Below are 15,830 nucleotides of genomic sequence, written 5' to 3'. Positions count from 1 at the left end.
CTGTGTGCGCGGTGCTCACCGGACACCGTGGGGCTGTGTTCGGCCACCGTGCGGGATACTGCGCAGGAGAGATTCCGGTGAGAGGTGACCTCCGTGGACCACGGCGTTCGGACAGCCGACGGCGGCGCATCGCCCGCTGAGCATCCTGCCGAGGCGCAGCAGCTCGCCGTCCGGCTCGAGTACCTCTTCGCCCATGTCCAGCCGTTGGGGCGGCGCCACACGCTCCAGGAGGTGGTCGACGGGATCAAGGATGACGGCGGTGGTGGTGACACGACGCTCTCCGTCGGCCGGCTCTCCATGCTGGTGAACGGCAAGGTTCCCAATCCGACCGTCGGGACGCTCCGCTCCCTCGCCCGGTTCTTCGGCGTGCCGACCGCCTACTTCGTCGACGACGACGTAGCCGCCCAGACCATGGCGCAGCTGGGCCTCCTCAATGCCCTGCGGTCCAACGACGTCCAGGCCGTGGCCCTGCGGGCCGCCGCCGTGGCCGCGTCCTCGGCGCACGGGCTCGACCTGGTGCGCACGCTCGTGGAGCGGGCCGGACGGACGGCAGCCGGCACGGCGGACCGGCCGGGCGGGCCGGCGGCACCGCCCGACTGACCACCCGACGGCGATCACCTGCATACACTCCTTCCCGCAAAGGGTCACGCTCCGCAGCCGCGGCAGTGTGCGCTGTGGTGAGGGGGGCGTGTGGAGTCCGAGGAGTGGTCGGCCGTCGATGCCCGTTTCACGGCCATCCTCGATGAACTGGAGATAGCCCGGCCGCTGGACGTGGAGGATCTCTGCCGGGCGATCGCCGAGCGGCGCGGGCGGGCGCTCCACCTGCTGCCCCTGCCGGAGTCGGCCGGTGCCGACGCGGGCTTGTGCGGGCTGTGGCTGGGGCTGGCCGACACCGACGTCGTCTTCTACGAGCCGGGCACCAGCCCGGTCCACCGGACCCACATCATCCTGCACGAGCTGGCGCACATCCTGCTCGGTCACGGAAAGCTGGCGGACGGCGAATCCGCCGTTCTGGCCGGCCTCTTCCCGAATCTGGACCCCGCGCTGGTGAGCAGCATGCTCGCCCGGGGCCGGACCTCGTACTCCGCTGTCGAGGAGCAGGAGGCCGAACTGCTGGCGACGCTCATCAGCAGTCACGGCCGGAGCACCCCGGTGGCCCGGCGGACGGCCTCGTCACGGGAGGCCGGCGTGCTCGGCCGGCTCGGCGACGCCCTGGCGCGCGGACGGGGTCGAGGACGATGACGATGACGATGACGACCGTACGGGCCGTCGATGTGGCCATGCTCTGTCCGACCGTGACGGGCACCGTCCTGATGGCGCGTGGCGCCCTCACGGGCGGCAGGCGCGAACGGTGCCTGTGGGGCGCCCTGTTGCTGGTGACGGGCGCGGTCGCGGCGGGAGTGCCCGGAATCCGGCGCTGCATCGAGAACCTGCTGGGGGTCGCCAGTGTCGCGAACGTGGTCGTCCACCTGCTCACGCTGGGGGCCGCGGCCTGTCTGATCGAGTTCGTCCACGGGACCACGGACGACCGGCGCGGGCTGTCGGCGCCCGTCTGGGGGCTGGCCGCGGCGTGCCCGGCCCTGGTGCTCGTGTTCGCCCTGATGCCTCGTCCGGACGGGGAGGAGGACCTGCTGACGCAGACGACCACGGGATGGTCGCTGGCCTACTGGGGCATCGTCACGCTCTACCTCGGCTGGGGTCTCCTCGTGTGTGCCGTGATGTGTTTCCGGTACATGGGCCACGCCGCGTCCGGTGCGCTGCGCACCTCCCTGCGCCTGATCGGAGCGGGGAGTCTGTTCGGGCTCGCCCACGAGGCCCACCGCGCGGTGTACCTGCTGGTGCACACGGCGGCTCCGGGATGGTTCGCCGGCACGGCCGTGGTCGCGACGACCCAGGTGCTGTTGGCGTCCTCGGTGCTCCTGCTCGTCCTGGGCGTGTCCTGGCCGGGTCTGGCCGAGCGGGTCCGGGTGCGGCGGGTCCGGACGCGGATCAGGAGGATCCGGCCCCTGTGGCTGGCGCTGCGCGAGACGGTGCCGGAGGTGATGCTGCCGCTGCCGGCCGCCCTCGCCGAGGACCCCGACGTGCTGCTGTACCGGTACGTCATCGAGATCCGCGACGGCGCCCTGGCCCTCGGCGCCTTCGCCGGTGAACGGACCCGGGAGGCGGCGCGGACCCTGCTGACCGCGCAGGGGCTGTCCGGGACGGCCCTGGAGGCGGCCGTGGAGGCGGCGGCCCTGCGGTACGCCGCGCGGCAGACGGTCCCGGGGGAGGCGTCGCCCGGCGCCGCCCGTCCCCCGGGGACGGGCCCGGCCGGCGACGATCTCGATGCCGAGGTCACCTGGCTGGAGCTCGTGGCGGAGGCCTACGCGACCCCAGGGGTCCGGCGCGTGGCCGGGGAACTCCCGGCCGGGCCCGCCCCCGCCGGCGAGGACGCTCCCGACACTCCCTAGGAGGGTGCGGCGATCGGGCGTCAGTCGTCCGCCGGGAGGACGTCCGTCGGGTCGAAGGCCTCGTCGAGGGACTTCATCAGACGGTCCCGCTCGACCTCGTCCAGGGGGACCGGGGTCACGTCGGTGGCGTCGGTCAGCCGGCGGAAGCCGCCCCGGCGCTGGAGCCGGCCGCTGACCCGGATCGGCACGCCCGCCAGGTGCGCGTGCCCCGCCACCCGGTACGCCTCCTCGTCCAGGACCGCCCGTACGTACGGGACCTCCGCCCCGGCCAGCACCCGCAGCCGGATCGTGCCCCCGCCGCCGGGGGCCGAGCGCCGCATCCGGACCACCGCGCCCGCCACCCGCACGGGGACGGCCGGTTCGTCCCGGGTGTAGCGCGCCGCCGCCTCGCGGAGCACGGGCAGGTCCCCCGGGGAGAACTCCACGGGTTCCGGGCGGGCCGCGCACCCCGCCGGGACCCCGGCGGCCGGGGCCCAGGCCAGGGCGATCCGGGCTCCCTCCGAGCCGCGGACCAGTGCGATCAGGGCGTCCGCGAGCTCCCGGCTGACGCCGGCCTCGACCGCCGCGTCGAAGGCCTCCATGCCCCCGGTGGCCCGCCGGTAGTCCACGGCCTCGCGGGCGGCGTGCAGCGCGTGGTGCAGCCGGGTCATGGTGCCCCGCCCGCCGTCGACCGGGACGTACGCGGTGAGCCTGCGTCCGCCGGGGGCCGGCCCGACCAGGACCCCGTCCAGCGCGCGCTCGGCCTGTCCGCGGTGCCGGGCGCCGTGGTACCCGGCCCTGGCCCGGTCGGCGAGGGCTCCGGCCAGCAGGAGCTGCCGGGCGGCCGAGCGCAGCTGCTCCTGTACGGTCCAGGCCGCCGCGCCCCGGGGTCCGTACGGGCCCTCGGGGCCCTCGGGGATCCGCCGCTCCCAGCGGATCTCGTCGCTGGGCACGCTCAGTCCGTACAGCACCTCCCGCGCGGACGGCAGCGCGCTGCGCGAGAGCGCGGCCAGCGCCTCCTCCAGCAGGTCGCAGCTGTCGGGGAAGGCACGGCTCTCCGGGACGAGCAGGCTGGTGCCCCCGGCGGCCGTCGCGTGGGGGGCGGGGGGCGTCCAGCGTCCGTACCGCCCGGCGGCCCCGCCCCGGCGCTGCCAGCCGTGCCGGTGCAGCAGGGCTCCCAGTACGGCCGGGTCGACGTGTGCGGGGTCGGGGGTCCCCGAGTCGGAGAAGTCCCCGTACTCGGACGGGGACGTCAGCGGTTCGAGGTTCGGTGAGTGCCAGTGCATCAGGGTGTCCCTCCCGACCCGACCCGGGTCATGATCTCGCACAGCGCCCGGTCGTCGAAGATCCGCGTGGTCGGGATCCGAACGGTCGTCCGGCGCCGGCCGGTCACGGGGTGCCCGGCGAGGTTGGTCCAGTAGCAGCAGTGCCGCAGGTCGAGCCGGTCGTGGCCGGCGGCGAGCCACTGGTCGCGCTCTCGCGGGACGAGCATCACGACGAGGATCTTGTGGACGGCGACCGGTGTGCGGGCCAGCTTCACCAGGTGCTCGTTGTCGAGCGTGAACGCGAAGGTGGGCCCCGCCGGTCTCGGCGGTGTCTGGTAGGTCGCCTTCAGCTGCACCTTGATGGTGACCTCGTCGTCGACGACGTGTTCGGGCGCGCCGTGGTTGACCTGCCAGTCGATGCCGTTGTCCGGAAAGGGCTGGGAGAGCGAGCAGCCGGCCGCGGCGGCGACTGCGTGCAGGTATCCCACCTGGAGGGTCTCCATGCAGGCGGTGGTGGCGAGCGTGCCGCGCAGCGGTCCGGTCCGCGGCTCGATCCGCGGTCCGGTCCGCCCTTGCAGCATCCCGCCCGGTTCGGGCTGCGCGAGCGCCATGGCCGGCTCCCCATGCCTTGCGGGCTCTGCCGAATGCGGGTGGACGGGGTGACGACCGGTCATGTGTGCGGTCCCCCAGGGAAGTTGTCTCCGTAGCAGAGGGCCCGCAAACGGCGTACGGCGCAAACAGGCCGGGTATCACCGATTCGGGCAGGGGGCACGTTCCGAGGCGGCGGTGCCCGGGGGGCGCCCCATCTGCCGATCGGGGACGAGGAGTTCGCCATGACGCGCTGGTACGAGGGGCCACTGGCCGCATTCGACACGGAGACGACCGGGGTGGACGTGGAGCAGGACCGGATCGTGTCCGCCGCTCTCATCGTGCAGGAGTGTGCGGGCGGCCGCGTCCGCTCCACCCGCTGGCTGGTCAATCCCGGTATTCCGGTGCCTCCGGGCGCCACGGAGGTGCACGGGCTGACCGACGACCACCTCCAGCGCAACGGGCGCTGGCCGGCGCCGGTCGTGGAGGAGATAGCCCGTGCGCTCGGGGAGCAGCAGGTGGCGGGGCGCCCGGTGGTGGTGATGAACGCGCCGTTCGACCTGACGCTGCTGGACCGGGAGTTGCGCCGGCACCGGGCGTCGACGCTGGCGCGCTACCTGGACAACCGGCCGCTGACGGTGCTGGATCCGCGGGTGCTGGACAAGCACCTGGACCGGTACCGCAAGGGCCGCCGGACGCTGACGGACCTGTGCGCGCACTACGGGATAGAGCTGGAGGGCGCGCACGACGCGGCGGCGGACGCGCTGGCCTCGCTGGAGGTAGTCCGGGCGGTGGGGCGCAGGTTCGCGGCGCGGCTGGAGCGGCTGACCCCGGCGGAGCTGCACACCCTGCAGGCGGTGTGGCACGCGGCGCAGGCGCGCGGCCTGCAGGCGTGGTTCGCGCGGCAGGGGACGCCGGAAGCGGTGGATCCGCACTGGCCGCTGCGGCCGGAGCTGCCGGCGGCGGCGTAGGGCAAGGGGCCCCGGACGTGCGGAAGGCCGGTCCGTCGTGAGACGGACCGGCCTGACCCGGTGGGCGATACTGGGATCGAACCAGTGACCCCTTCGGTGTGAACGAAGTGCTCTCCCGCTGAGCTAATCGCCCGGGAACGGGTTGAACAATACAAGAGGCACGGGGTCTGGTTCAAACCGCTTCCGCCGGGGCCTGCAGCCGGGCCGCCAGGGCGTGCCGTCCGGCGCGCATCATGAGGGCGTGGTTGAGCCGGAACGCGGCCCGCGCGGGCACGGCGAGGCGCCGCAGCAGGGGCCTGCGCACTTCGACCTCCTGTTCGTACAGGACCCGCGTCCCGGGCCGGCCGGCTCCCCGGCGGGCCCGTACGGTCCACCGCGCCCAGCCTTCGACGTCGCCGTGCAGGGCCGCCTCCAGGAGGCCCCGGCGGGGATCGCGGAGCAGTTCGGTGGCGGTCATCCGGATCTCGTAGGGGAGGACGGAGCGGATGTGCAGGGTGCCGCTGTGACCGTCGATCTGCTCGACCGCGCGGACCTGGGGCCACCACCGGGGGTAGTCGCCGGTCCGCTCCAGTGCGGAGTAGACCCGCGCGGGCGGGGCGTCCAGGTCCCACACGCTGCGGAAGCGGTAGTGGTTCCAGCGGTCCAGGCGGCTGTGGTCCATGGGTCCAGTCTGGACCGGCGGCTCCCGGGGCGGGGCCGGCTCCCCCAAATCCACCCGTCCGTGCGGGCCACCAGTGCGCACCCGTGCGTACTCAGCAGGATCTGAGTACGCACACCCATGTCCTGACGGCGTGACGGGCACCACACTCCGGAGCATGGCATCTCCACCACCCGTCCCACCGCTGCCGCCCGGCCATGAGCTGGCCCTCATCGACCGGGAACTGGCCCAACTCGACGCCCGGCGCCGGTATTTGCTGGCCCGGCGGGACTGGCTGCTGCGGCTGCCGGCACCGCACGCCTGGGGGCCGGGGGCGCCCGCACGCCCGAAGGAGGCCTCTGCGCCGGGTGCGCAGAACGTGCTGCTGACGCTGGGCGCGGTGCTGCTCGCGGTGGCCGCGCTGGCGTTCACGCTGGTCAGCTGGGGGTCCTTGGGGATCGCCGGACGCAGCGCGGTGCTGGCCGTGGTGACGGCGGCCGCGCTGGGCGCTCCGGCGCTGCTGCTGCGCCGCGGGCTGCGGTCGACGGCCGAGTCGGTGGCGGCGGTGGGGCTGCTGCTGACGGTGCTGGACGCGTACGCGGTGTACGCGGTGTCCGCAACGGGGGTGGACGCCACCGCGTACGCGGCGGGGGCGGCGGCCGTGCTGGCGGCGCTGTGGGCGGGGTACGCCCGGGCACTGCCGGGGCTGGTGGTCCCGCTGCCGGCGGCGGTGCTGGCGGCCCAGCTCCCGCTGCCGCTGGCGGCGGTGGCCTCGGCGGCGGGTCCGGTGGGCCTGGGCTGGGCGGTGCTGGCGACGGCGGCCCTGGACGCGGGGCTCGTGCTGCTGGTGCCGGGGGTCCGCGCCCGGACTGCGGTGTCCGGCCCGGCGGCGGCCGCGGCGGCGGCTCTGGCGGCGGGGGCGCTGCTGACGGGTCTGTCCGAGACGGCCTCGGCCGGTTCGGCGGCCGCGGCGGCGGGTCCGGCCGTGCTGCTCGCGGGCTGCGCGGCGCTGGGCGTCGCGGTGGCCTGGCGTGAGCCTTCGGCGATGGCGGCCGCGGTCGTCGGCGCTCTTGCGGGGGTGGCGGCGCTCGGCGGCCCGGTCCGGCCGGTGCTGCCGCGGGAGTGGACGGTGGTGGTGTTCCTGCTGCTGGCGCTGCCGCTGCTGGCGGCGGTACGGGCGACCGCGCTCCCCGCGGCGGTCCGCCGGGGCCTGGTCCGGGCCGGGGCGGGGGTGGCCGCGCTGGCGGCGCTGTCGGCGCTGGCGGTCGCGCTCGGCTCGCTGGTGCTGCGGGCCCGGGTGCTGGGCGAGGTGTGGGCGGCGACGACCCCGCCCCGCGAGACGTACGGGGCGGGCCCGGCGGCCGCGGTGACGCTGCTGGTCGCGGCGGGCGCCGCCGGGTGGCTGGCGCGGGTGCTGCCACGGCCGGAGCCGGGCGTGGTCGCGGTGGTGCTCGGCTGGGCGGGGCTGTTCTCGGCGCCGCTGCTGTCGGGACTGCCGGTGGCGGTGGTGCTCGCGGCCCAGCTGGCGGTGACGGCGGCGACCGTGGTGTGGGCGCTGCGGATCGGGGGCGCCCCGGGGTACGCGGCCGCGGTGTGCGCGGCGGCGGGGTCGCTGGACCTGTCGGTGGCGGCGCTGGACGGCCGTACGGCCACGTTCGCGGTGTTCGGGCTGCTGGGTGCTGGCTGTGCGGGGGTGGCCGCGTACGGGCGCGCCGCCCGGCCCCTGAGGTCCGGCGCGGCCGCGCTGGCCGTCGGCTACGCGGCGGCCGTGGCGGTGGCTCTGGGGGCGCTGTGGGGGCTCGCGGTGGCCTGGTGGGCGTTGCCGCTGCTGACGGTCCCGGCGGCGGTGGCGGCGGCCGGGCCGCGGCTGGGCCGGGTGCGGCTCGCGGCGGAGGTCGCGGCGGCCGTGGCCGGCGGGGTGGCGCTGCTCCTGGCGGCCCGGGAGCCGGCCCTGGCGGCGTTGGTGTGCGCGCTGGCCGGGGTGGTCTGCGCGGGCGCGGCGGTGCGGGCGGAGCGGCGCGGGCTCGGCTGGGCGGCCGGCGTCCTGTTCGTGGCGGCGACGTGGCTCCGGCTGTCGCTGTCGGGGGTGGAGGTGCCGGAGGCCTACACGCTGCCGGTGACGGCGCCGGCGCTCGCGGTGGGCTTCCTGCGCCGTCGCCGGGACGCCGGGGCCTCGTCGTGGACGGCGTACGGGCCGGGGCTGGGCGCGACCCTGCTGCCGAGCCTGATCGCGGCCTGGGGCGACGCGCACTGGCTGCGGCCGCTGCTGCTGGGGCTCGCGGCGCTGGCGGTGACCCTGCTGGGCGCGCACCGGCGGCTCCAGGCCCCGCTGCTGCTCGGGGGCGCCACCCTGGCGGCGGTGGCCGTGCACGAGCTGGCCCCGTACGTGGTCCAGGTCGTGGACGCGCTGCCGCGCTGGCTGCCGCCGGCGGTGGCGGGCCTGCTGCTCCTGGTGGTGGGGGCGACGTACGAGAAGCGGCTGCGGGACGCGCGGCGGCTGCGGGCGGCCCTCGGCCGGCTCGGGTGACGGCCGGGGCGGGCCGGAACGCCAAGGGCCCGGAGACGGTGAAGTCTCCGGGCCCTTGGTCCGGGTGGGCGATACTGGGTTCGAACCAGTGACCCCTTCGGTGTGAACGAAGTGCTCTCCCACTGAGCTAATCGCCCGGACGCACCGCAAACATTACCCCATGTCAGCGGTGGTTCCCGACCATCACCCGACCATCACTGGTCCTTGAGGTGCCAGGGCATCGTGAGGCCGTACTTCCACAGGTAGAAGCCGATCAGCGCGCCGGCGATCGCGAGCCCGACGCTGGTGAGGATGATGTTGCGGCGGCGGACCTTGGGGTCCAGGGCCTTCTGCGCGGCCTCGGTGACCTTCCGCTTGGTCCAGCGCAGCACGAGCGACGCCCAGGCGAACTCGGTGGCCCAGATCGCCAGGCCCGCGAAGATCGCGACCCAGCCGGGGCCGGGCAGGACGAGCATGGCGACGCCGGCGCCGATGACGGCGAGGCCGACGATGAAGACGCCCACCTGCCAGCTGAGGTGCAGGGTGCGGCGCGACTTGATGAAGGCGGGAGCCTTCGATACGTGCGGCGCCTCTTGCGTGGTGTGCTCGGTCGTGCCGTCGGCTGCGGACTCTGCTGCGGACTCTTGGGTCCCTCGGTCACTCCCCGTATTCATGGCACCGAATCTACCGGAGCCGGAAGCACACGTGAATGGAGCTTTGGATCCGCCGTCCGAGGGACCCAGAGGTCCGCAAAACGGTCAGAGGGGTTTACAACGGCACCGTAGGTGGCATGTCGATTTCGCCGACGTGCGAATCCCCGAGCGCACACTGAGCGAAAGGCCCTGGCGCTTATGAACACCACGGTCAGCTGCGAGCTGCACCTGCGCCTCGTTGTGTCGAGCGAGTCCTCACTGCCTGTCCCGGCGGGCCTGCGGTATGACACGGCCGATCCCTACGCCGTGCACGCCACCTTCCACACCGGCGCCGAGGAGACGGTCGAGTGGGTATTCGCCCGAGACCTCCTCGCTGAGGGCCTCCACCGGCCCACCGGAACCGGAGACGTCCGCGTCTGGCCGTCCCGCAGCCACGGTCAGGGCGTCGTGTGCATCGCCCTGAGCTCACCGGAGGGAGAAGCACTCCTCGAAGCACCCGCCCGCGCACTCGAGTCGTTCCTCAAGCGGACGGATGCCGCGGTTCCGCCCGGGACCGAACACCGGCACTTCGACCTCGACAAAGAGCTCTCCCACATCCTGGCCGAAAGCTGAACCAGGCCCTCAGGGAGCACCTCCCGGCCTGCGCCGGGGGCCACTCCGCACCGTCCGACTCGGGGCGACGGTGCGGGCTGGACAAAAACCACATACGGCAGTGCCGGCGCTGTTCCCGCGGAAGCCGTCCGCGTGGACGGCGCCGGCGTGCGTGACGCAGTCGCCACAGGGGTGCCTCCCGGTACCGCCCGGGGGCGGCTAGAGTCGGCCCCCATCGGCGGCACCGGTCCGTCGCCGCAGGCCCGGCCCCCAGGGAGCGACCCCCGTGCAGATTCCCCACGACACCCGTCGCGCGCTCGACGTCGTCGTCGCGCTGGTGAACACCGCGGCCGAGGCGGAGCAGCCCGACGGTCTGGCGGACATCGGCTCGCTGCGTGAATTCGTACGCGAGTACGAGATCAGCGACGTCGGCGAGCTCGGCGCCCGCGACCTCGCCGGGGTGCGCACCGTCCGCGGCAAATTCGCCCAGGTCTTCGGGGCACCCAATCCGCGGACCGCGGCCGGCCTGATCAACGAGCTGGTGGCGACCGCGGGAACCACCCCGCAGCTGACCGACCACGACGGCTACGACTGGCACGTCCACTACTTCGCGCCGGGCGCCTCGCTGGGCGACCACCTCGCGGCCGACGGCGGCATGGCGCTGGCCTTCATCGTGGTCTCCGGCGAACAGGAACGCCTGCGCCGCTGCGAGGCACCCGACTGCCGACGGGCCTTCGTGGACCTGTCCCGCAATCGCTCGCGGCGCTACTGCGACAGCCGGACCTGCGGGAACCGGCTGCACGTGGCGGCGTACCGGGCCCGGCGCAAGGAGGCCGACGCGGGGCCGTCAGAGCAGGAAGAGGTCGTGCACGGCGGCCAGCAGCAGCAGGGTGCCGATCACCCCTAGGAAGATCATCAGGGGCGGCTGCGAGAGCGCGAAGAGGCAGCCTCGCGGCTCCTCGGCAACGGGGGCGGGGTCCGGGGCCGGCGCGCGAACCGGCGGCTCACCCTGCGATGTGTCGAGCATGTCGGGGCGATGATGGCGCAGCGCACCCGCATCGCCCCCTCAACACGCCAGCGTCCGCGCGGGAGTTCACTCCTTCTTGTCAGGCCCGCGGCGAAGGCCGGGCCGGACCTCAGATGCCGTGCTTCTTCAGAATCGCTTCGATGTCGGAGAAGTCATCCGCAGGAGTGGCGGGCGCGGCGCCCGGCCGGGAGGCCGGCTGCGGACGGGCGCCCGCGCCCAGTGAGGGGGCGGACGCGGCCGGGGCCACGGCTTCCCGCCGCCGGCCGCCCTTGGCTGCCTCGGCCGGCTTCGCGGACCTCTCCGCCGCGCCGACGCCGCGCCGCTCGACGGCCCGCGTGGTCATGAACAGCACCCACGACAGGCCGAGCAGCCCGAAGCCCGCCCAGACGGCCGGGTTGAACACGATCCCGGACACCCACTCCACGAGGCCCGTCAGCACCAGGGCGACCGGCACCAGCGCGTACGCCGTGATCCGTGTGGCGGTGAGGAAACGCCTGCGGTACGCGGCCACCGCGGCGATCCCCAGGCCCGCCGCGGACACCGCGGAACAGATGGTCTCGGCAAGCATGCGGTCCTCCAGGGGTGGGCGTTCCGTCCCTTCCATCCTGCACCGGGCGGCGCCGTACGGGCCATGTCCACGGGGGATCCGGGGCCCGTCTCGGGGAGAATTCGGGGTCGCGCCTCCTCCCCGGGGATGGGTCAGGGGTGCGTTTCGGTGGCTGCGCCCCGCGGCTGGGACACTGGTCGCATGACCGATTCCGTGATCCTCGACGTCTGGTGCGAACTCCAGTGCCCGGACTGCCACCGCGCCCTGGACGACGTACGCGCCCTGCGGGCCCGCTACGGCGACCGCCTGGACATCCGGCTGCGCCACTTCCCGCTGGAGAAGCACAAGCACTCCTTCGCCGCGGCGCAGGCCGCCGAGGAGGCCGCCGAGCAGGGGCAGGGTTGGCCGTACGTGGAGGCCGTCCTGGCCCGCACCGCGGAGCTCGGCGAGCGCGGCGAGGCCGTCCTGCTGGATGCGGCCCGTGAACTCGGGCTCGACGCAGAGGAGTTCGACACCGCACTGATCGACGGCCGGCACATCCTGATCGTCGACGCCGACCAGGCCGAGGGCAAGGCCATCGGCGTGACCGGCACCCCGACGTACGTGATCGACGGCGAACGCCTCGACGGCGGCAAGAGCCAGGAGGGCCTGCGCGCCCGCATCGAGGAGATCGCCGACCGCCTCCTCGCCGCCGACGCCGGTCAGCCCTGACGGCTGAGCTCCGTCGGGCGAGGGACAGCCCTAGAGGAGTTCCTTGGTGTAGTTGACGTCGGTCGTCCGGTAGCCGAGGGATTCGTACAGCCGCAGGGCCGGGGTGTTGCCGGCGAAGACGTGGAGTCCGAGGACGCGGTGGCCCCCGGCGAGGGCCGCGCGTTCGGCGAGCAGCATCAGGTCCCGGCCGTGGCCCCGGCCGCGGTGCTCCTCGGCGACCGCGACGTCGAAGACGTACGCGCCCTCCCCCACCGGCGCCACCCACACGTGGCCCACCGGGACGCCCCCCGCCTCCAGGACGAGGAGGGCGACGCCCTCGGTGGCCAGTCCGTGCGGCAGCTGGCGTTCGTGGTCGGCCACCGACTTGGCCCGGGCCGCCTCCTCGGACAGACCGCGGCTGGTCCAGTCCTCTGCGTAGCCGTCGATCGCCCGGACGAGCCAGACCTCGTACTCGGCCTCCGTCATGGGGCGTCCGACGACCCCCTCGCGGAGCTCGGGCGGCTCCGCGGGGAGGTCCTTGGCCATGTTGCGGCTGTACTCGGTGTACCCGAGCGCCTGCGCCATCCGCAGTCCGCCCGCCGACGCGACGGGTACGGAGACCCGCACGCGGCGGCAGCCCCAGCCGCGCAGCACCTCCTCGGCCGCGAGCGCCCCGACCGTGGCGCGCCCCCGCCGCCGGTCCGGCTCGTCGACGGTGAGGTCGCGGATCTCGCCGACGGTCGGCCCGAAGGGCGTGTCGCAGGCGGCGAGCAGCGCGCCGACGCGCCTGCTGTTGACGCGGATCTCGTACGGGCGCGACCGCGCGCCCCCGGTGCTCTGCTGAAGCGGCCCGCTCGGCCGCAGGGTGGTGGTCATCGATCGAGTTCTACCCGTCCCGCGGGTCCCTGCGACAGGCATTTAACGGGCGGTTCGGCTGCCGGCCCCCTCGCGCCTCACGGGTCCAGGTCGGCTCCGGCGTGCGCGTCGAAGATCCGCATCGCCTCGGCCGTGACCGGCCCGGGAGCCCCCGCCGTCGTGCGCCCGTCGACCCGGTGGACGGCCTGCACGTCACGCAGGGTGGAGGTCAGGAAGATCTCCTCGGCCTGCTCCAGCGCCTCGAAGGGCAGGTCGGTCTCCTTGGCCCCGGCCCACTCCACCACCAGGGCACGGGTGATCCCGGCGAGGCAGCCGGAGGACACGGGCGGGGTGTGCAGCTCGCCGTCGAGGACCACGAAGACGTTGGAGCCGGTGCCCTCGCAGAGCCGCCCGACGGTGTTGGCGAACAGGGCCTCGGAGGCCCCGGCGCGGGCGGCGGCGGCCAGCGCGACGACGTTCTCGGCGTACGAGGTGGTCTTCAGCCCGGCCACGGCGGAGCGCTCGTTGCGGACCCAGGGGACGGTGATCACGGCGGTGGTGTCCGGCCTGCGGGTGGTCTCGCCGACGGCCACGACCAGCGTGGGCCCGTTGTCCCCGCGGTCGGAACCGAGCGGGGAGATCCCGCCGGTGTACGTGATGCGCAGCCGGCCGAGCGGCACCGGGTTGGCCTCCAGCACGGCCGCGCAGGCCCGGCGCACCTCGTCCGCGTCGGGGTCGGGCAGTCCGAGACCCCGGGCCGAGCGGGTCAGCCGGTCCACGTGGCGGGTGAGGGCGAAGGCCGTACCGCGCTCCGCCTTCAGCGTCTCGAACACGCCGTCGCCCACGGTCAGCCCGTGGTCGAACACGGACACCTGCGCGCTGTCGGCGTCCCGCAGCGCGCCGTCGAGCCAGATCCTCACCGTACGATCCCTCCGTTCACCCAGGGGTACCGGTCACCTCATGGGCTCCCGACGCTACCCGGAGCAGGCGGGCGGCCTTCAGTTCGGTCTCGGCCCATTCGCGTTCGGGGTCGGAGCCCCAGGTGATGCCGGCGCCGGTGCCGAAGAGCAGGCGCGCGCCGCCCGGGCCCTGGCGGTCGATCCAGAAGGTGCGGATGCCGACGGCGAGCTCGGCGGTGCCGCGGTCGGCGTCGACCCAGCCGATGCCCCCGCAGTAGGGGCCGCGGGGGGCGGTCTCCAGGGCCTCGATGATCCGCAGGGCGGAGGACTTGGGCGCGCCGGTGACGGAGCCGGGCGGGAAGGTCGCGGCGAGCAGCTCGGGCCAGCCCGCCCCGTCGGCGAGTTCGCCGGTGACGGTGGAGACGAGGTGGACGAGCCCGGGGTGCTCCTCGACGGCGCACAGCTCCGGGACGGCAACGGAGCCGGTGGAGCAGACCCGGCCGAGGTCGTTGCGCACGAGGTCCACGATCATCACGTTCTCGGCGTGGTCCTTGGGCAGGAGGTCGGCGGCGGTGCGGCCCGTGCCCTTGATGGGGCCGGACTCCACGTGGCGGCCGGTCCGGCGCAGGTACAGCTCGGGGGACGCGGTGGCGATCTCGACGCCGTGAGCCGGGAGACGAATCGTTCCTGCATACGGGGCCGGGTTGCCGCGCGCGAGCAGCGCCGTGAGGGCGTCGACGTCGGCGCGGTCCGGGTCGGGCAGCGGTGCGGACATCACGCGGCAGAGGTTGGCCTGGTAGACCTCGCCCGCTGCGATGTGCTCGCGGATGCGCCGTACGCCGGACGTGTAGGCGGCGCGGTCCAGGGAGGAGGACCACCGGTCGGCGGCGGGCCCGCGCCAGGCTCCGGCGACGGGCGCCGGGACGGGGTCGGGGCGTACGTCTCCGAAGCGGGCGCAGACCAGCCGCCCCTCGAAGTCTGCGGACACCGCCCAGAAGCCCGTCGAGTCGAGGGCGCTGGGGTCGCTGGTGACGTCTCGGAGGTCGGTCGCGAGGAGGCCGCCGAAGCGGGCCAGGGGGAGCAGGTCGTGCACGGCTGCGAGTCTATGACCGGTGACGCCGCGGCGCCGGTGAGGTGACCGCCGGGTGACCGGTGGTGATCGAGCGGCAGCACGCTGCGGAAACGCGTTTTTGAGCTGGCCCGGTAATCCGCTAGAGTTCAACACGTCGCCAGGGAGCGAAGGGGAAAAACCCCGGAGCGAACACGGTGACCTGCGGACGTAGCTCAGTTGGTAGAGCACCACCTTGCCAAGGTGGATGTCGCGAGTTCGAGTCTCGTCGTCCGCTCGAAGTGGGGGAATCTTCCCGAGAACCCCTGCAGCTCCATGGTGGAGTGGCCGAGAGGCGAGGCAACGGCCTGCAAAGCCGTCTACACGGGTTCAAATCCCGTCTCCACCTCCAAGGACGATTAGCTCAGCGGGAGAGCGCTTCCCTGACACGGAAGAGGTCACTGGTTCAATCCCAGTATCGTCCACTGATCCGCAAGGATCCCCGCGCGATTAGCTCAGCGGGAGAGCGCTTCCCTGACACGGAAGAGGTCACTGGTTCAATCCCAGTATCGCGCACGCAGTACACGCACCATCTGCGGTTTCGACCGCGGTCCCGCGCGATTAGCTCAGCGGGAGAGCGCTTCCCTGACACGGAAGAGGTCACTGGTTCAATCCCAGTATCGCGCACCACCCGGAAGCCCCGGCCGTCTCGACGGTCGGGGCTTCTGCGTTTGTACGGCGCCGCGACGTGGGCTGGGCCGCGGCGGGTGGGGCGCCGGCGGGTGGGGCCCCGGCGGGTGGGGCCCCGGGACGCCTCAGGAAGAGAAGAGCATCCGGGCGAAGCCGCCCTTGTGGTGACCGTGGTGACCGTGCCCGTGGCCGCCGTGGTGCGGGGCGCCCCAGACGGGCGCGGGGGCGGCGTGCTGGACCGGGTACGGGGCCGGGGGCGCCGCCGGCGGCGGGACCTGGCCGTACTGTCCGGCGGTGTACTGGGACTCCATGCGGGTCAGCGCCTCCAGCTCGCCGTAGTCCAGGAAGATGCCGCGGCAGCCGCTGCACTGCTCGATCTGGACGCCGTTGCGGTTGTAGGTGTGCATCATCGCGTGACACTTCGGACACTGCAT

General features: G+C 74.1%; 18 protein-coding genes and 7 tRNA genes. 13 read left to right on the top strand and 12 right to left on the bottom strand.

Annotated features, from left to right (window positions below; genetic code table 11):
* Positions 1 to 93: 93 nt before the first annotated feature.
* The 3 genes from ACIPK4_RS25330 (at position 94) to ACIPK4_RS25320 (ending at position 2,450) form a co-directional block, all read left to right on the top strand.
* Entirely contained in the window at positions 94 to 600 is a 507-nt protein-coding gene (locus tag ACIPK4_RS25330) for a hypothetical protein (RefSeq protein WP_402316130.1), read from the top strand.
* A gap of 90 nt (positions 601 to 690) precedes the next feature.
* Positions 691 to 1,242 (top strand): hypothetical protein, encoded by a 552-nt coding sequence (locus ACIPK4_RS25325; protein WP_054220661.1) that lies wholly within the window; start codon positions 691 to 693, stop codon positions 1,240 to 1,242.
* 2 nt (positions 1,243 to 1,244) lie between these two features.
* Positions 1,245 to 2,450: an MAB_1171c family putative transporter gene (locus tag ACIPK4_RS25320; RefSeq protein WP_402316127.1), complete on the top strand. Its 1,206-nt coding sequence runs from the start codon at positions 1,245 to 1,247 to the stop codon at positions 2,448 to 2,450.
* 20 nt (positions 2,451 to 2,470) lie between these two features.
* On the opposite strand, the gene ACIPK4_RS25315 is transcribed toward ACIPK4_RS25320, so the two are convergent.
* Both ACIPK4_RS25315 and ACIPK4_RS25310 read right to left on the bottom strand, forming a co-directional pair.
* Positions 2,471 to 3,715, bottom strand: coding sequence for a hypothetical protein (locus tag ACIPK4_RS25315; protein WP_402316125.1), 1,245 nt, complete (start codon positions 3,713 to 3,715; stop codon positions 2,471 to 2,473).
* Positions 3,715 to 4,305, bottom strand: a complete 591-nt coding sequence (locus ACIPK4_RS25310) for a DUF4365 domain-containing protein (protein ID WP_054220663.1) — start codon at positions 4,303 to 4,305, stop codon at positions 3,715 to 3,717. The genes ACIPK4_RS25315 and ACIPK4_RS25310 overlap by 1 nt, the downstream gene beginning before the upstream one ends.
* 222 nt (positions 4,306 to 4,527) lie before the next feature.
* Here ACIPK4_RS25310 and ACIPK4_RS25305 point away from each other — a divergent pair, with 222 nt between their 5' ends.
* On the top strand, positions 4,528 to 5,253 hold the full coding sequence (locus ACIPK4_RS25305; protein WP_054220664.1) for a 3'-5' exonuclease: 726 nt from the start codon (positions 4,528 to 4,530) through the stop codon (positions 5,251 to 5,253).
* A gap of 61 nt (positions 5,254 to 5,314) precedes the next feature.
* Here ACIPK4_RS25305 and ACIPK4_RS25300 read toward each other — a convergent pair.
* Both ACIPK4_RS25300 and ACIPK4_RS25295 read right to left on the bottom strand, forming a co-directional pair.
* Positions 5,315 to 5,386: transfer RNA gene (locus tag ACIPK4_RS25300), tRNA-Val, on the bottom strand.
* A 39-nt stretch (positions 5,387 to 5,425) separates the two neighbouring features.
* Positions 5,426 to 5,914, bottom strand: a complete 489-nt coding sequence (locus ACIPK4_RS25295; RefSeq protein ID WP_402316123.1) for an SRPBCC family protein — start codon at positions 5,912 to 5,914, stop codon at positions 5,426 to 5,428.
* A 154-nt stretch (positions 5,915 to 6,068) separates the two neighbouring features.
* Here ACIPK4_RS25295 and ACIPK4_RS25290 point away from each other — a divergent pair, with 154 nt between their 5' ends.
* A complete protein-coding gene (locus ACIPK4_RS25290) occupies positions 6,069 to 8,417 on the top strand; it encodes an SCO7613 C-terminal domain-containing membrane protein (RefSeq protein ID WP_402316121.1) in 2,349 nt (782 codons plus the stop codon).
* Between the two features lie 65 nt (positions 8,418 to 8,482).
* Here the strand turns inward: ACIPK4_RS25290 and ACIPK4_RS25285 are convergent.
* Positions 8,483 to 8,554 (bottom strand) — tRNA-Val (locus ACIPK4_RS25285).
* A 57-nt stretch (positions 8,555 to 8,611) separates the two neighbouring features.
* Positions 8,612 to 9,070, bottom strand: a complete 459-nt coding sequence (locus tag ACIPK4_RS25280) for a TIGR02611 family protein (protein ID WP_402316119.1) — start codon at positions 9,068 to 9,070, stop codon at positions 8,612 to 8,614.
* A 177-nt stretch (positions 9,071 to 9,247) separates the two neighbouring features.
* On the opposite strand from ACIPK4_RS25280, the gene ACIPK4_RS25275 reads away from it, so the two are divergent.
* Together ACIPK4_RS25275 and ACIPK4_RS25270 are read left to right on the top strand one after the other, a co-directional pair.
* A complete protein-coding gene (locus ACIPK4_RS25275; RefSeq protein WP_030011909.1) occupies positions 9,248 to 9,661 on the top strand; it encodes an SsgA family sporulation/cell division regulator in 414 nt (137 codons plus the stop codon).
* A gap of 265 nt (positions 9,662 to 9,926) precedes the next feature.
* Positions 9,927 to 10,547, top strand: a complete 621-nt coding sequence (locus ACIPK4_RS25270) for a CGNR zinc finger domain-containing protein (protein ID WP_054220667.1) — start codon at positions 9,927 to 9,929, stop codon at positions 10,545 to 10,547.
* Here ACIPK4_RS25270 and ACIPK4_RS25265 read toward each other — a convergent pair.
* Both ACIPK4_RS25265 and ACIPK4_RS25260 read right to left on the bottom strand, forming a co-directional pair.
* Positions 10,488 to 10,667 carry a hypothetical protein gene (locus tag ACIPK4_RS25265; protein ID WP_082410120.1) on the bottom strand — a complete coding sequence of 60 codons (180 nt, stop codon included), beginning with the start codon at positions 10,665 to 10,667 and terminating at the stop codon, positions 10,488 to 10,490. The genes ACIPK4_RS25270 and ACIPK4_RS25265 overlap by 60 nt on opposite strands.
* A gap of 109 nt (positions 10,668 to 10,776) precedes the next feature.
* Positions 10,777 to 11,235, bottom strand: a complete 459-nt coding sequence (locus ACIPK4_RS25260; RefSeq protein ID WP_402316115.1) for a hypothetical protein — start codon at positions 11,233 to 11,235, stop codon at positions 10,777 to 10,779.
* A gap of 180 nt (positions 11,236 to 11,415) precedes the next feature.
* Between ACIPK4_RS25260 and ACIPK4_RS25255 the strand changes: the two genes are divergently transcribed.
* Entirely contained in the window at positions 11,416 to 11,925 is a 510-nt protein-coding gene (locus tag ACIPK4_RS25255) for a DsbA family protein (RefSeq protein ID WP_402316112.1), read from the top strand.
* Between the two features lie 30 nt (positions 11,926 to 11,955).
* Here the strand turns inward: ACIPK4_RS25255 and ACIPK4_RS25250 are convergent, their stop codons facing one another.
* The 3 genes from ACIPK4_RS25250 to ACIPK4_RS25240 all read right to left on the bottom strand — a co-directional run bounded on the left by ACIPK4_RS25250 (position 11,956) and on the right by ACIPK4_RS25240 (position 14,751).
* Complete coding sequence (locus tag ACIPK4_RS25250) at positions 11,956 to 12,780, bottom strand: GNAT family N-acetyltransferase (RefSeq protein WP_402316109.1); 825 nt, start codon at positions 12,778 to 12,780, stop codon at positions 11,956 to 11,958.
* Positions 12,781 to 12,857: 77 nt separating this feature from the next.
* Positions 12,858 to 13,679, bottom strand: a complete 822-nt coding sequence (locus ACIPK4_RS25245) for an aminotransferase class IV (RefSeq protein WP_402316106.1) — start codon at positions 13,677 to 13,679, stop codon at positions 12,858 to 12,860.
* 16 nt (positions 13,680 to 13,695) lie between these two features.
* On the bottom strand, positions 13,696 to 14,751 hold the full coding sequence (locus ACIPK4_RS25240) for a chorismate-binding protein (protein WP_402316104.1): 1,056 nt from the start codon (positions 14,749 to 14,751) through the stop codon (positions 13,696 to 13,698).
* 180 nt (positions 14,752 to 14,931) lie between these two features.
* Here ACIPK4_RS25240 and ACIPK4_RS25235 point away from each other — a divergent pair.
* The 5 genes from ACIPK4_RS25235 to ACIPK4_RS25215 all read left to right on the top strand — a co-directional run bounded on the left by ACIPK4_RS25235 (position 14,932) and on the right by ACIPK4_RS25215 (position 15,396).
* Positions 14,932 to 15,004 (top strand) — tRNA-Gly (locus tag ACIPK4_RS25235).
* 40 nt (positions 15,005 to 15,044) lie between these two features.
* A tRNA-Cys gene (locus ACIPK4_RS25230) sits at positions 15,045 to 15,118 on the top strand.
* A 1-nt stretch (position 15,119) separates the two neighbouring features.
* Positions 15,120 to 15,191, top strand: a tRNA-Val gene (locus ACIPK4_RS25225).
* Positions 15,192 to 15,210: 19 nt separating this feature from the next.
* Positions 15,211 to 15,282: transfer RNA gene (locus ACIPK4_RS25220), tRNA-Val, on the top strand.
* A gap of 39 nt (positions 15,283 to 15,321) precedes the next feature.
* Positions 15,322 to 15,396 (top strand) — tRNA-Val (locus ACIPK4_RS25215).
* A 125-nt stretch (positions 15,397 to 15,521) separates the two neighbouring features.
* Here the strand turns inward: ACIPK4_RS25215 and ACIPK4_RS25210 are convergent.
* Positions 15,522 to 15,830 carry a zf-TFIIB domain-containing protein gene (locus tag ACIPK4_RS25210; RefSeq protein WP_402316102.1) on the bottom strand — a complete coding sequence of 103 codons (309 nt, stop codon included), beginning with the start codon at positions 15,828 to 15,830 and terminating at the stop codon, positions 15,522 to 15,524.

This window comes from Streptomyces sp. NPDC086989, from assembly GCF_044745505.1.
Classification (GTDB): domain Bacteria; phylum Actinomycetota; class Actinomycetes; order Streptomycetales; family Streptomycetaceae; genus Streptomyces.
Note: the sequence above shows the minus strand (reverse complement) of the source record. Positions and strands in the feature narration are given on the sequence as shown.